The organism is Mesobacillus sp. QJM3NY_10, assembly GCF_056173465.1.
Window position 1 is genome coordinate 2,385,844 of the sequence record NZ_CM149675.1, and the last position, 13,953, is coordinate 2,399,796.

The window sequence follows — 13,953 nt, forward strand, 5'->3', positions numbered from 1 at the left end:
TGGAGAACCCCCGCGTGGTTCTCCATTTTTTATTACCTTTTCTTCTTTTTGGCAGGGTCGGCCGCTACGCCAGGTTTCGCTTTCGCTTCCAAGGCAACTTGTACATGATACGTTTTCTCATCGACTTCCGTCACACTCGAAACCTTAGCTTTACGACCCTTGATTTTCAGATCCTCCCCAACCTCGGGCACACGCTTAAGCAATTGATTCAGCATTTCATTTTTCTGCTCATAAAAATGGACAACAAACACTTCAATCACCTTTTTCTATAGTATTGGCTTTCCTATCACTAAGATATTGAAGGGATACTAGGTTTAGAACTAATTAATAGAAGGAATTTTAGTAGGGTTGATTAATTGTTGAGCGGGGAAGAATTTGTAGTGAGGAATTAAGGAAGTGTGTAATGAGAAATGGATTTAGACAGCTTAAGGCTTGGTATTGAAAAGCTGTCAAGAAAAGGACGGAATCGTGACAGGTTCACCGCCATAAAGCGAAAAGCTGTCAAGAAAAAGCCGGAATTGTGACAGGTTCACCGACACAAAGCGAAAAGCTGTCAAGAAAAGGCTGGAATCGTGACAGGTTCGGGGCCACCAGGCGAAAAGCTGTCAAGAAAAAGCCGGAATTGTGACAGGTTCACCGACACAAAGCGAAAAGCTGTCAAGAAAAGGACGGAATCGTGACAGGTTCAGGGCCAAAAAGCGAAAAGCTGTCAGGAAAAAGCCGGAATTGTGACAGGTTCAGCGCCATAAAGCGAAAAGCTGTCAAGAAAAGGACGGAATCGTGACAGGTTCACCGCCATAAAGCGAAAAGCTGTCAAGAAAAAGCCGGAATTGTGACAGGTTCACCGACGCAAAGCGAAAAGCTGTCAATAAAAGGATGGAATTGTGACAGGTTCAGCGCCATAAAGCGAAAAGCTGTCAAGAAAAGCCTAGAATCGTGACAGGTTCAGGACCACCAGGAGAAAAGCTGTCAAAATCACGCCAACTCGTTCGGTCTAGATATGCTAAAGGGGAAGCTAATAACCTGTTTCCTAAATTTAATATGGAGGTATTAACCATGAAAACATATAAATTCCCACAAGGCTTTTTATGGGGCGGTGCTACGGCTGCTAACCAGATTGAAGGTGGATATAAAGAAGGTAACAAAGGCCTGAATGTCGCGGATGTTCTGCCTGGAGGAAAAGCCAGATACGATATATTAACGAAACCTGGTTTCGACTTTGAAATCAAACCAGATCAATACTACCCGAATCACGAGGCGATCGATTTTTACCATAGATACAAAGAGGACATTGCATTGTTCGCTGAAATGGGTTTCAAGGCATTCAGGATGTCAATTGCCTGGACACGGATTTTCCCAAATGGCGATGAGCTGGAGCCGAATGAGGAGGGGCTGGCTTTTTACGATCGAGTAGTGGATGAACTACATAAGTATGGGATTGAGCCTGTTGTGACCATTTCCCACTATGAAATGCCACTTCATCTGGTAAAAGAATACGGCGGCTGGCGTAACCGAAAAGTGGTTACTTTCTTTGAAAGGTATGCCAGAACTATTTTAAATCGTTACAAAGACAAAGTTAAGTACTGGATGACCTTCAATGAAATCAATAGTGCTCTGGTGATGCCGATCAACGGGCTTGGTTTTTCAATTGAAAAAGAAGAGGATCGATTTCAGCCAACCTTCCAGGCGTACCATCATCAATTAGTCGCAAGCGCAAGGGCAGTGAAGGCTTGCCATGAAATCATTCCAGAATCGCAAATCGGCTGCATGATTCTTTTCGCACCTGTTTATCCATTTGACAGCAATCCGGAGAATGTCCTGCACGCACTAAAAGAAGAGCAGATTTTCAATTATTTTTGCGGTGATGTGCAAGTGCGGGGAGAGTATCCTTCCTTCATGAATCGATACTTTTATAAGCACAATATTCAATTAGAGATTGAAGAAGGTGACCTTGAGTTATTGAAGGAAGGAACCGTGGATTACGTCGGTTTCAGCTACTATATGTCACGCACTGAGAAAAAAGAGAAGGCGGATGACGATGCTTCAGAAGGAAATATCATCGGTGGAGTGCGGAATCCATTCCTGGACGTAAGTGACTGGGGATGGGAAATCGACCCGGTTGGGTTGCGCATCAGCCTGAACAAACTATATGATCGCTATCAAATTCCTCTTTTTGTTGTGGAAAACGGCTTGGGTGCCTATGATCAACTCGAAGAAGACGGAAGTATAAATGATGACTATCGAATGGACTATTTGCGCGAGCATATAAAAGCAATGGGTGAAGCGATAGAAGATGGAGTCGACTTGATAGGATACACCAGCTGGGGATGCATCGATATGGTCAGCATGTCAACAGGAGAGCTTTCAAAAAGATACGGCTATATCTATGTGGACAAGCATGATGATGGAAGCGGAACGTTAGAACGGAAGAAAAAAAAGTCATTCTTCTGGTATAAAGATGTGATTGACTCCAACGGTGAAAAGTTATAAAAGACTTATAAAGGGCTGCCAGCTCAGTTGGTAGCTCTTTTTTATAGAAGAAATCCTTAGCAATAAAAGGAAAAACGAATCATTTGTCGAATAATATCTCGTTATACACTGAACATACAGGAGGAAAATCTATGTTTCTATATAAAATAGATGAAAAATTATCATTAAAACTAACAGAGGTGTCTGATGCAGAAAGACTATTCAAACTAACTGAAAGGGCACGGGAATATTTGAAAGAATGGCTCCCTTGGCTGGATTTTACAACGGATGTTGAAGATACTAGAGAATTCCTAAAAGGCACAATGAAAGGTTACGCTGAAAATAAAAGCATGACAACTGTTATTTTATATGAGGGAGAAATAGTCGGAACAGCAGGCTTCAACAGTATTAACTGGTCAAACAAAACGGCATATATCGGTTATTGGCTCGGGCATGAATACCAGGGAAAAGGGATCATGACCAAGGTTGCCAGGGCATTGACTGATTACGCTTTTAACCACTTGAAATTGAACAAAGTTGAAATCAGGGCTGCAGAGGAAAATAAGAAGAGCAGAGGAATTCCTGAAAGATTAGGCTTTGTAAAAGAAGGCAGGATCCGGCAAGCTGAATGGCTGTATGATCACTATGTGGACCATGTTGTTTATGGGATTTTAGCTGAAGAATGGGCCCAGAATAAAAACAGGTAATTGGCATGCTATTTCAAAACGGCAGTTTAATGGTTCGCAGGTTAAAAGAACAAGATAAACACCTATTAGCAAAATGGCTTTCTACTCCGGAGGTTCTTGAATACTATGAAGGCAGGGATCATTCCTTCGATGTAGAAAAAGTCGAAAGGGTTTTTTACTCTTCAGATGACGATGAAGTTAAATGCATTATTGAGTATGAAAACAAGTCAATAGGCTATATTCAATATTATGAATTGGATGAGGTCACTAAAAAAGAGTATGGATATGAGAGCGGAAGAATTTTCGGAACCGACCAGTTTATCGGTGAAGCTAACTATTGGAATAAAGGCATTGGAACTTTACTGGTTTCATCCATGACAGAGTTTCTTTTTACCCAAATGAAAGCCGACAAAGTAATAATGGATCCGCAAGTTCGGAATGAACGAGCAATAAAATGCTACGAAAAGTGTGGATTCAATAAAGTGAAATTACTGCCAAAACACGAACTCCACGAAGGAGAATATCGTGATTGCTGGTTGATTGAGTGTAGGTAATAAAAGGAGTTGTTAGTTGAATGGATCTGAAAATCACCCGCCTAACCTCAAAAATCTTCTCTGAAATTGTACTTGAAACAGGTTCCGGGTTACCTAACATAGATACCATTAAAATGCTTGAAAAAAAGGCTGCTAACGAAACCATTCTAAAAATTTTGGGAGTGGTTACTCCGAATGGCAGATTAATTGGGTACGGTATGTATGTTACTGGACCATGGGATCCTATATTAGAGCCGGGATACGCTGAAATTTTTATCAAGGTGGATCCTGAATGGCATAATCAGGGGATCGGGGGCTGGATATTTACTGAAATCGAGGATATTGCCCAACAGAACAAGTCCAAAGTTCTCCAAACTCAAATCCAGGATACAAAGGAGGGAGACCTGAATTGGGCTAAAAAGAAAGGGTTTGCCATAACCAGTCATGTATTCGAATCTCAGCTAGATATTTCTCTGTTTAACAAGGAACAATACAGTTCTATTTTTAAAGAGCTAGAATCATCCGGAATTCATTTTACTAGTTTAGATGATTACCCAAACGATAAAGAGACTCAAAATCGGTTTTGGGATTTCTGGTGGGAGCTTGTTACTGATGTTCCAGGCATGAAAGGAAAGCCTCGTCCAAATAATGATAGAATGATAGCCTTGTTGAAAGATTTTGATAAGAAGGGCTTTATTTTAGCGGTTGATGGCGATCAATGGATTGCTATGTCTATGGTCGTAAAGGAGACTGAGGATGTCTACTATAATTCGATGACTGGAGTAGATCAGAGATTTCGTGGTAAAGGGCTTGCCCAGGCGGTAAAAGTAAAAGCCATCGATTATGCTTTGCAACATAAAGTGAAATATATTCGAACCCACAACAATTCCAAAAATATCCCAATGCTTTATGTTAATAGAAAGTTAGGCTATGAAGAAAAGCCTGGAATTTACGGTTTAACAAAGCGCATTGCTGAATGAATTCTATGAAGTTGGTCTTACTTGATACCGATTAGTGCATGACTTAGTATATAGAACCACCCAAAATCTTCACAGAGTTCCCTATCAAATGCTCAGGCAAAATGCCTGAGCATGTTTATTTATAAAAGCGATTCCGCTCCATCTATATAGACTTCTGTGCCGGTAATATGCGATGACAGATCGGAAGCGAGAAAGAACACGAGGTCTGCTACTTGTTCTGGCTTCCCGGCGCGTTCTTCGAGTGGTTGATTGCCCTCTGGATATTCAACTGGGATTTTGATTTTTTCTAGGTCATCCTCTTGCGGGAAGGTGTTTTTTCCTATGTTGGTTTCAATTGCACCCGGGCAGATGATATTAACCCTTATTTTATATTGCGCAAGTTCCAGGGCTGCCATTTTACCAAAGCCTGTTTGACCGATTTTGGAAGTACTGTAGGCAGACATCCCGAAATTCTTATAAATCCTGTTTCCGTTTATTGAGCTCGTGATGATAATGCTGCCGCCATGCTTCTTCATATGGGGAATGGCATATTTTACGGTAAGAAATGTACCTTTGAGGTTCGTGTTGATGGTTTCGTCCCAGTCCTCAGGGGTTAGGTCTTCAATTGGGGCCATTACACCATTGATGCCAGCGTTGGCAAATACGATATCGACTTTTCCCCAGGTATCAACAACCTTTTGATAGCTTCGTTCCATTTCTTCTGGGTTTGCGATATCACAATCGACGATGAGCGCGCTCCCGCCAGACTCTACAATTGACTCCTCAACAACCTTGGCGTTTTCTTCCTTCACATCGATTAAGGCAACCTTTGCACCCTCCTGGGCCAGTTTTATAGCTGCGGCTCTTCCGATACCGGAGCTGGCACCTGTTATAAAAGCGACTTTACCATCTAATTGACTCAAAATAGCTGCCTCCTTCTTGGTGATCCGAATATTTTTAACTATGCCCCATTTTTTAAAAAATAAAACAGCGGTTACTAGCAAACTGTCGTTCTATGAAACTTTTTCCATACAAGTTCGTAATAAATATGAAGCCTCCTTATTATGGGAGGATTTTTCATCATCCGGATTTGTCGATTAAAAGGGTAATTTGTATTTTTTTAGTGATACAGGGGGTTAGATAAATGGACAAGCAGGAAAAAGTCATTTCTAAGCTTGATGAACTATTAACAGAATTAAAGGCGGGAAAAGAGGAAAGCTCGACTTCCCTGGCTGCACATCCGCCGAGGTCATCAAAGCTTAGTACTGTTAGCAGGATTCTAATCATTACACTTTTCATAGCTTCGGGCATAGGTGCTGGTTTCTGGTATTTTACGGGGAGTACAGGCAAGGCTGAGTCGACTGTATTCATTGAACAAGTACACGGATTGGCAACCTTGGCCACAGCAGAAGCACATGTGAAGGTCATCCTTGAGCAGGAAGATAACGAATTTTTCGGCGAGAAAATTAACTTTGATATACCCGGGACAAAACGTGAATTATTATTGATCGTTCCGGCAACTGTGATAGCAGGTGTTGATTTGCAAGCAATCGATAAAAAAGACATGAAGGTGGATGAGGAGAAAAAAGTAGTAGAGTTTGTACTGCCTCAGGCACAATTCATTCAAGAGCCGTCAGTTAAGATGGACGAGGTGAGGACATTTTCTGATGAAGGCCTTTTCCGTGGAAAAGTACGATGGGATCAAGGATTCGATTTGGCCGCAATAGCCCAGGGACAAATTAAGCAGGAAGCAATCGATGCAGGTATTTTACAAAAAGCTGATAAAAATGCAGAAACAGTGTTGAAGGAATTTTTTGGGCATTTGGGATACGAGGTCATTATAAACAGATAATAATATTATGTAAACCGAGTTGGTTTTAAATTGCAATTCTTGAGTACAGTAATTTGATAATAAAATTATATCAATTGAATAATCTATGTTAGAGATTCTCCTTTTTAAATATATTTTGTTCTCCTTAAATATTTTCACCCAACTTGTAAATATTATTAATAAACCCAAGTGTTGGACAGGTTAGCATGCCGCTACAGAACTTAGCCATTTGACAATAGATTAAAATGAGGTGAAATGGATGAGAATTTGCGAAGTTTGTGGACGGAAGGATGTTTCAGAGAATAAGGAAGAGAAGCTTTTTCAACCCGTTAGGCTCCATGTATGCGAGAGCTGCAAGCAGAACCGTAAGATGACACCTCTTGGTGATTGGGCTTTCTAAATGAATCCAGGCGAATGCCTGGATTTTTTATTTATAAGTAAATATAAAATAAATCTAGCTCCAGTGCTTAGCCTTTACAGTCGCTAGCTCTATTTGTTCTTATAAAGTTAAAGGCTCTCAATATCGAGAGCCTAGTTTTCATCCAAGCCGTCGATAGATACAAGCTGTCTTTCTTCATGTGTTCCTCTTGGTGAAATGACCGCCATGCTAGAAGTAAGATCGATGCTTTCAATCCAGATCGGGACTCCGTGATAATGTACAGATATTTCATTTTCCGCGGATAATATTTCTTTTACACGTTGTAAATCCATATCAATCACCTCCTACTTAAAATATCCTTAGATAGCTTCAGGTATGTATGGAGGTTGTTGTGGGGGAATCAAAAAAGAGAACCAAGGTAATCTTGATTCGCTTTTTAAAATTATTTAGTAAGATTTTTTATTGTTTTACCCTCTACATAATTGGGAATTTGCAGCCCAAGTAATTCATAAATGGTTGGTGCTATATCGAGATTGGAGATCGGCTCTATCTGTTTTCCACGGGGGATGTCAGGTCCCATTGCCATGAATACGGCTCTCAGTTGCTCGCGATTCGGATTCCCGCCATGGGTACCTAACTCAGATGTTGGTTTTACAATATGGGATTCACCCTGGCCCATTATATAACCAGGAGCAGCCATCAATAAAATATCTCCGGCATTTTGCTCCTTCGATTTTTTGTTTTGGGATATCTTGATAATATACTGGTAGGGGTGGACATCGGCGTTAACGAGATAACCAAATAAATCTTTTGTATTTTCTTTTACACCGGTAAATGAAAAGTTCTCGGTGCTGTTCCATATTTCTTTCAGTTGATGCCTGATGACAGGACCGTTTTCATTCCTGTTCACCTTAATCCCTTTGAAGGCCTGGATAATGTCATACCTGACTTGTTCATAATCTTCCTCTGGAACGATTCCATGCTTTTCTCTCGATTTCAGGTTGATGTATACATGTGCGGCCGAACCGCTTGGAATTGCAATCGCTTTTGATTTCTTATAATCAATCTTACCATCGGAATCCAAAACTAGAAGGCCATTGTCTTTTAGAACCTTATTGGGCTCTAAGGCAGAATGTGCCGGCTCCATTCCATGGTCAGAAACGATAAAGAGATGATCGTTTTCGTCGAGTGATTTTACCGTTTTGCCGACAACCTTGTCTGCAACTTTATAGGACCATTGTATATAATCCATGTACTTTTCCGATTTTTCAGGTGAATAATCAGGCTGCCTTGGGTCTGTCAGCAAGTACTTATGCTCCTGATGGTCAATTTGCGGCGCATAAAACATCAGCAAATCCGGCTTGTACTCATTTTTGATAAAAAGGGATACATCTGTTACCCAATTTACGAACCTCTCCGAAATTTCCTCATATTCCTTCCTGGAAATCCATCCTTTCTCAAGGGCGATGTCATCATCCTGAGGCGGGAAAAAACCAAATTGGTCCCTAATTCGTTCAGGAAATCCTTCTGGCCCATCAATTAAACCTGACGTCACTGCTGAACGGTACAATACAGCTTCCTTACCCAATGCTGGGTCAGTTGAAGTGAACTTGAACCAGAAACCCGCTGTTTTGTTTTCTTTTACCTGAAGGCTTACTGATCCCCAATCTTTTTGGCTTAGTGAATTTGAATCCATTGTCTTATTCTCAGAGACGATAAATTTATCGTAATTCTTTGTTTCATCGTTGCTTGAATCGTACGCAAGCACATGGATTTCTTTGTTTTTACTATCCTCGACCTTAATCTTGAAGGAGGTTTCCATCAATGGACTAAAGCTTGTCGGAGTGTTGTTCCACCCGGATGCTTCAGTAAATTTGAGCTTTTCCTGTTTACTGGGGGACAGAGTATCTCCATAGTAAATCGTATAATCCGCCTGCTCGCCAGTCGCAGGATTCGCCCCGGCAAAAGCAACCGTTGCTGTAGTTTTTCCTTGCTTCCTGGCTGCGACCCAGAGTGGGTCTACCTCAAATTCACTTAAAAAGGCATTTTTCTGGTTTGTCAGTGCTGCATCTTTCTGCTGCCAGGCATTGCTGACGATTGACGTTTTAAGTGGAGTTGCGCCGGTCGCGATAGCTGCGTGTGATGGAGCAGTAAGGGACGGGCTTACCGTCTTGGCATAATTGGCGATCGTTCCTTTTTCGATAACATTCTTTATATTAGGCAGTTTGCCGTCTTTTACATAACTCCGGGTGAGATCATTGCGCATGCCGTCAAAAGAAATAAGAATTACCTGGCGGTCGCTTGCTGCTTCTGCCAGAGTCACGTTGATGGATGAAAAAGTGATAAATAATAGAATAATTACTTTTAAAAATCTAGTTGTCATAAAATCTCCCTACATCGATGTTATACAGGGATTTACCTATTTTTAAGGGGATTAAAACTTTTTGAAAATTAGTTATACAACCGCCAGGCAAAAATGGGAAGTGTGCTCGATAAAATCTGCATAAATTTATGATATAAATCTTTTATAAAATAAGGGGGAATCATTAGTATGAAACTAAACAGTAAATTAGTAATGGTATTGTTATCAATAACCACGGCACTATTTTTAACAGCTTGCTCTGGTGAAGAAGAAAAATCAAGCACTAATGATCACAACAGCCATGCAAATATGGAGCATTCTGGATCAGGAGAATTACCTGAAGGTTTACATGAGGCAACGGAACCAGCATACAAAGTTGGCGGCAAGGCAATCATCACGGACGACCACATGCCAGGAATGGATGGGGCGGAAGCAACGATTGTTGGTGCATTTGATACTGTTGTCTATTCCTTATCCTATGACCCGACAAATGGGGGGGATCGCGTTGAGCAGCATAAGTGGGTCATCCATGAAGAACTGCTTGATGTCGGTGACGAACCATTAAAGCCAGGGGATGAAGCCACGATCAATACCGATCATATGGAAGGAATGAAAGGAGCAAAAGCGGTTATTGACTCAGCTGAAGAAATGACAGTCTACATGGTCGACTTCATGCCAACAGATGGCTCTGAAAAAGTGACGAACCATCAGTGGGTAACCGAAGACGAACTTTCTCCCGCTAAATAATATCGAGATTGCCAAAATCATGCAGGATTGTCCCTCGTATAGTCTGGGTATATAAGTACTAAGACATGAGGAGGGATGACACATGAAAAAATTAATCAGAACGGCGCTTAAATGGGGACCAGTTCTATATCCGATTGTGAAGAAAATGTTGAATAACAAAAAAACATCCTCGATTAAAACTAGCTATTCAAAATAAATGTCCTACCGACCGCACAGGAGTCATAAGGTGGCTGCTGTGCGGTCTTTTTCTATTTATGCCAAATGACCGAACCGTGAACTGTTAGGAGGATTGCCACTTTAGTAAATAATCTTTATATTTCAAACTATTGTTCATGTTATAATGGTAAAATGAATCATAAACTATGTACATAAAGTTGGCTTGCATGGGTCTAGTAAAAGGAAGGTATCTATGGGCGAGGAAAATATAACGAGAATTGAAATGAATGGCAAGGAATACATATTGATTGGAACTGCACATGTCTCCAAGCACAGTGCGGAGCAGGTAAAGGAAGTAATTGAAGCTGAGAGGCCTGATTCTGTCTGCGTCGAATTGGACGAGCAGCGCTACAAGACAATTTCCGAGGGTTCAAAGTGGCAGGAGATGGATATCATCCAGGTTATCAAAGAAAAGCGGGCTTCTTTATTACTGATGAATCTCGCTATTTCGTCTTTCCAAAATCGAATGGCGAAGGAACTTGGTATCAAAGCAGGCCAGGAAATGATCCAGGGAATTGAATCTGCGAAAGAAGTCGGGGCTAAACTTGTGCTTGCAGATCGAAATATCCAGATTACTTTTTCAAGAATTTGGGGAAATCTTGGCTTGAAAGGAAAGGCCATTTTGCTCAGCCAGATCATAACGAGTATCTTCAGCCGGGACAGCATCTCGGAGGAAGAACTGGAAAAGCTGAAGGAACAAGATACGATCAACGCAATGCTGAATGAATTCACTGAAACATTCCCACGGTTGAAAAAGCCATTGATTGACGAGCGTGACCAATACTTAGCTCAGAAAATCAAGGAAGCACCTGGAGAAAAAATTGTCGCTGTCCTGGGGGCTGCACACGTACCGGGAATAAAAGAAGAGATCAAAAAAGATCATGATTTGAAAAAATTAAGAGCGATTCCGCCGAAATCCAATTGGCCAAAAATCATTGGCTGGAGCATACCTGTATTGATTCTGGCTATTATCGTCTATACTTTTTTAGCTAATCCATCTGCAGGTTTTGCCCAAACAGTCAGCTGGATTTTATGGAACGGAAGCCTTTCCGCCCTGGGAGCTGCGATCGCAATGGGGCATCCACTGACCATTTTGACAGCATTTATAGCGGCACCGATCACTTCCTTAAATCCTTTGCTTGCGGCAGGCTGGTTTGCCGGTTTGACACAGGCCTATATCCGCAGGCCAAGTGTAAAGGACTTTGAGAGCCTATCTGAAGATGTTTTTAGTTTTAAAGGATTTTGGCGAAACAAAGTCAGTCGTGTACTGCTAATCGTCGTACTTGCCAACCTGGGAAGTTCACTTGGAACTTTCATAGGCGGCGCTGATGTCATCAGGGTCTTTATCGAGAATTTATAAGGACTAGAACGAAATCTACATGGTTTCGTTCTTTTTTTATAAAAAGTCTGCAATTCAAAGAAGAAACCTGACGAAAAAAGAGGATTTATGTTACATAAAATGGAATAAGAAAAGGAAAAGATTTTACAGGAGTGATATTTTGAACGTCTTAAAACCTGCCATGTCGATTTCGATCTTCATTCATTTTCTATACATACTAGGAATTCTGTTTTTTGCGAACTATAACAACATTTCTTTTCCTCAAGGTGAAATCCCAATCTTTCTGCTGTTTTCAACTTTCGTTTTTGCGGCAATTATCGGCTTGATCCTCTGTGCAATTGACAGCAATACGAATTTGAAAAGGTAGATGGATTTCTAAAGTCAGTAAGTAGAAATGGGCAAAAAAAATCATCCTCAATAGCAGGATGACAAGAAGATGAATGTACAACCGTAAGGCGGAATATCTATTTCGCCTTTGTTTTTGTTTTCTTTTGAAACTTAGACTGACGCTGTGCATCCTTTTTAAAAGCTTCCATTGCCTTGCTGTACAACAAACTCACCTTCAGCACCTCCCATATCATTCTTATTACGTTCCTTCCCCGTGTATACTAATCTAAAACTTAAATTTGAAAAAGAGATTTGGTATTATGTTCCTTCTGGACAGGGAGTTAAGAAATCCTGAATAAAGAAGAAAAGACGCCCGGGTTATGGGGCGTCTTCCTGTTACTTTTTATTCACTTGTTTACCGCTTTTTTTCTGGCTCTGCGATTTTGAATTCCCGACCTGGAACTCGGCGCCAAGCTCAATATCATTCCTTTTATCATGTTTCTCTGTTTGTTCTCTTGTTTGATCCCTGTTGTGCATACCTTGTCTCGCCATTTCATTCAGCTCACTTTCCTTGGGTTTACCTAAATGGCCTTATTATTATGTTCATTTAATAATTAATTATTGATGGGTACTATCTGATTGCCCCCGAATTACTTTGTCATAAAACACCTGAAATCCATATAAAACTAAGGTTTTGAATAAAAACACAATCGATAACTGGAATTTGGTTAAGCGGACCAATGAAACATAGCCAAATTTCTTGAAGATGTCCAGTCCGTAATAAGTAAACAGTGAGTCAATCAGGATATTGACCAGCAAATACAGATTGAATTTTTTATAGGTGTATTTCAAGATCCAGAAGGAACCTATAAAAAACGGACCCCAGATTAAAGGCAGTTCACCCAATACGTTTGGTTTAATTTTAAAGGGAAACCACCACCATTTTCTCTTTTCAGCTAACCTTCCTTCAAAGATTAAATAAATGGCCATGAATAACGTACCTGGCAAGAACTTTCTGAATGTTTGTCTACCAAGGAGAGGCAGCGATAGCCAGGGCAGGACAGCCATTAAAAATATGTAAAGTTTTAGATTTTTCATTAGCAACACCTTTTGGGAGAGAATAGGGATTGTTTTTCTTAGTATCTCTAATCATGCTAAAAGTATTAAAAGTTTCCTGAGGTCATCATTTCTTTCGCTCTTGAACAGTAAGTATAAGTAGGTAAAGGAGGGGGAAAGAGATGATTTCTCTTTGGGATGAACATTCATTTTGGCTGGAAATGCTTCAGGATCACGCCTATTTTGTCAGGGATGGTTTGTCAGTGAGTGAAAAGGAGTACGTAAAAATCGCCCAGCAATTCATCGGTTTATATGATGACCTTTTAGCTAATTTGCAGTCAATACCGCGGCAAGCTGGCCACCAGGACGGTCAAATGATCGATTTTTCAAGAAAAGTTTGGAAGGTTGCTAAAAACTATTATGATTTTGAAGGTACACTGCAATCATTGAGGATAGATAACAAAGTAAACCTGAGCCTGTCCCCAACCTATTTAAACGGTACCCTGAGTGAAAACCAGGAATATTTACGGATATTGAGCTATCTAGTACAGGGGCAGGAACCAGTACGGTTGTCAGCGACCCAGGTTATGGACCTCTGGCTTGAAGATCAACTCGGTCACGCGGTGCTTTTTGAAAATCTGCTTGACCCGATTGAAGTAGGAGCCAACACAGCAGCGCAAGAATTCAAACGGAGATTCCAGCTATTTATTGTCCAAAATCATCATTTGAAAAATTATTTACGGGTAAAACAGCCAGGCTTTGCCCGCCAGCAGGAATTCATTTATGAAGTAGGAAAGACGACACTGGAAATGAATCAGTTCATTAAAAATATGGTCGAGAAGTACAAAGAAGATACGATTTTGAATAAGACCAACCTCCGCTTCCTAGAGCATCACTTTCCAGAAACATGCTACTTCCTCGCTAATTTAAGTTACTATGAACCTAGGTTGCAGGCTTTAGTAGGAAATTGCTCTTTGTCTAAGCCGTCTTTTTAGTAAAAAAATAATGGATTAAAACAACGGGCAAAAACCCGTTGTTTTTAAATGTCC

General features: G+C 40.7%; 15 protein-coding genes. 9 read left to right on the forward strand and 6 right to left on the reverse strand.

Annotation, left to right across the window (positions count from 1 at the left end):
* Positions 1-32 precede the first annotated feature (32 nt).
* On the reverse strand, positions 33-215 hold the full coding sequence (locus tag AC0VX7_RS12055; RefSeq protein WP_475428046.1) for a hypothetical protein: 183 nt from the start codon (positions 213-215) through the stop codon (positions 33-35).
* 841 nt (positions 216-1,056) lie between these two features.
* On the opposite strand from AC0VX7_RS12055, the gene AC0VX7_RS12060 reads away from it, so the two are divergent.
* The 4 genes from AC0VX7_RS12060 to AC0VX7_RS12075 all read left to right on the forward strand — a co-directional run bounded on the left by AC0VX7_RS12060 (position 1,057) and on the right by AC0VX7_RS12075 (position 4,668).
* Positions 1,057-2,490, forward strand: a complete 1,434-nt coding sequence (locus AC0VX7_RS12060; protein ID WP_475428047.1) for a glycoside hydrolase family 1 protein — start codon at positions 1,057-1,059, stop codon at positions 2,488-2,490.
* A gap of 131 nt (positions 2,491-2,621) precedes the next feature.
* Positions 2,622-3,176 (forward strand): GNAT family N-acetyltransferase, encoded by a 555-nt coding sequence (locus AC0VX7_RS12065; RefSeq protein ID WP_475424404.1) that lies wholly within the window; start codon positions 2,622-2,624, stop codon positions 3,174-3,176.
* A gap of 5 nt (positions 3,177-3,181) precedes the next feature.
* Positions 3,182-3,709 (forward strand): GNAT family N-acetyltransferase, encoded by a 528-nt coding sequence (locus AC0VX7_RS12070; RefSeq protein ID WP_475424405.1) that lies wholly within the window; start codon positions 3,182-3,184, stop codon positions 3,707-3,709.
* A gap of 20 nt (positions 3,710-3,729) precedes the next feature.
* The gene (locus tag AC0VX7_RS12075; protein ID WP_475424406.1) at positions 3,730-4,668 is read left to right on the forward strand and encodes a GNAT family N-acetyltransferase; all 939 of its coding nucleotides are present in this window, start codon (positions 3,730-3,732) and stop codon (positions 4,666-4,668) included.
* A gap of 119 nt (positions 4,669-4,787) precedes the next feature.
* On the opposite strand, the gene AC0VX7_RS12080 is transcribed toward AC0VX7_RS12075, so the two are convergent.
* Positions 4,788-5,573 (reverse strand): SDR family oxidoreductase, encoded by a 786-nt coding sequence (locus AC0VX7_RS12080; RefSeq protein WP_475428143.1) that lies wholly within the window; start codon positions 5,571-5,573, stop codon positions 4,788-4,790.
* Positions 5,574-5,791: 218 nt separating this feature from the next.
* On the opposite strand from AC0VX7_RS12080, the gene AC0VX7_RS12085 reads away from it, so the two are divergent.
* Entirely contained in the window at positions 5,792-6,499 is a 708-nt protein-coding gene (locus AC0VX7_RS12085; RefSeq protein WP_475424407.1) for a DUF4230 domain-containing protein, read from the forward strand.
* Between the two features lie 510 nt (positions 6,500-7,009).
* Here the strand turns inward: AC0VX7_RS12085 and AC0VX7_RS12090 are convergent.
* Entirely contained in the window at positions 7,010-7,189 is a 180-nt protein-coding gene (locus AC0VX7_RS12090) for an H-type small acid-soluble spore protein (protein ID WP_475424408.1), read from the reverse strand.
* A gap of 110 nt (positions 7,190-7,299) precedes the next feature.
* Positions 7,300-9,240: an alkaline phosphatase family protein gene (locus AC0VX7_RS12095; RefSeq protein ID WP_475424409.1), complete on the reverse strand. Its 1,941-nt coding sequence runs from the start codon at positions 9,238-9,240 to the stop codon at positions 7,300-7,302.
* 168 nt (positions 9,241-9,408) lie between these two features.
* Here AC0VX7_RS12095 and AC0VX7_RS12100 point away from each other — a divergent pair, with 168 nt between their 5' ends.
* The 3 genes from AC0VX7_RS12100 to AC0VX7_RS12110 all read left to right on the forward strand — a co-directional run bounded on the left by AC0VX7_RS12100 (position 9,409) and on the right by AC0VX7_RS12110 (position 11,888).
* Positions 9,409-9,966, forward strand: coding sequence for a YdhK family protein (locus AC0VX7_RS12100; RefSeq protein ID WP_475424410.1), 558 nt, complete (start codon positions 9,409-9,411; stop codon positions 9,964-9,966).
* 409 nt (positions 9,967-10,375) lie between these two features.
* Entirely contained in the window at positions 10,376-11,542 is a 1,167-nt protein-coding gene (locus tag AC0VX7_RS12105) for a TraB/GumN family protein (RefSeq protein WP_475424411.1), read from the forward strand.
* Between the two features lie 139 nt (positions 11,543-11,681).
* On the forward strand, positions 11,682-11,888 hold the full coding sequence (locus AC0VX7_RS12110) for a hypothetical protein (RefSeq protein WP_475424412.1): 207 nt from the start codon (positions 11,682-11,684) through the stop codon (positions 11,886-11,888).
* Positions 11,889-12,244: 356 nt separating this feature from the next.
* Here the strand turns inward: AC0VX7_RS12110 and AC0VX7_RS12115 are convergent, their stop codons facing one another.
* Together AC0VX7_RS12115 and AC0VX7_RS12120 are read right to left on the reverse strand one after the other, a co-directional pair.
* Positions 12,245-12,400, reverse strand: coding sequence for a hypothetical protein (locus AC0VX7_RS12115; protein ID WP_170029969.1), 156 nt, complete (start codon positions 12,398-12,400; stop codon positions 12,245-12,247).
* 66 nt (positions 12,401-12,466) lie between these two features.
* Positions 12,467-12,946 carry a hypothetical protein gene (locus tag AC0VX7_RS12120; RefSeq protein WP_475424413.1) on the reverse strand — a complete coding sequence of 160 codons (480 nt, stop codon included), beginning with the start codon at positions 12,944-12,946 and terminating at the stop codon, positions 12,467-12,469.
* Between the two features lie 140 nt (positions 12,947-13,086).
* Here AC0VX7_RS12120 and AC0VX7_RS12125 point away from each other — a divergent pair, with 140 nt between their 5' ends.
* Positions 13,087-13,899, forward strand: coding sequence for a DUF2935 domain-containing protein (locus tag AC0VX7_RS12125; protein ID WP_215029880.1), 813 nt, complete (start codon positions 13,087-13,089; stop codon positions 13,897-13,899).
* The last annotated feature ends 54 nt before the right edge of the window (positions 13,900-13,953 follow it).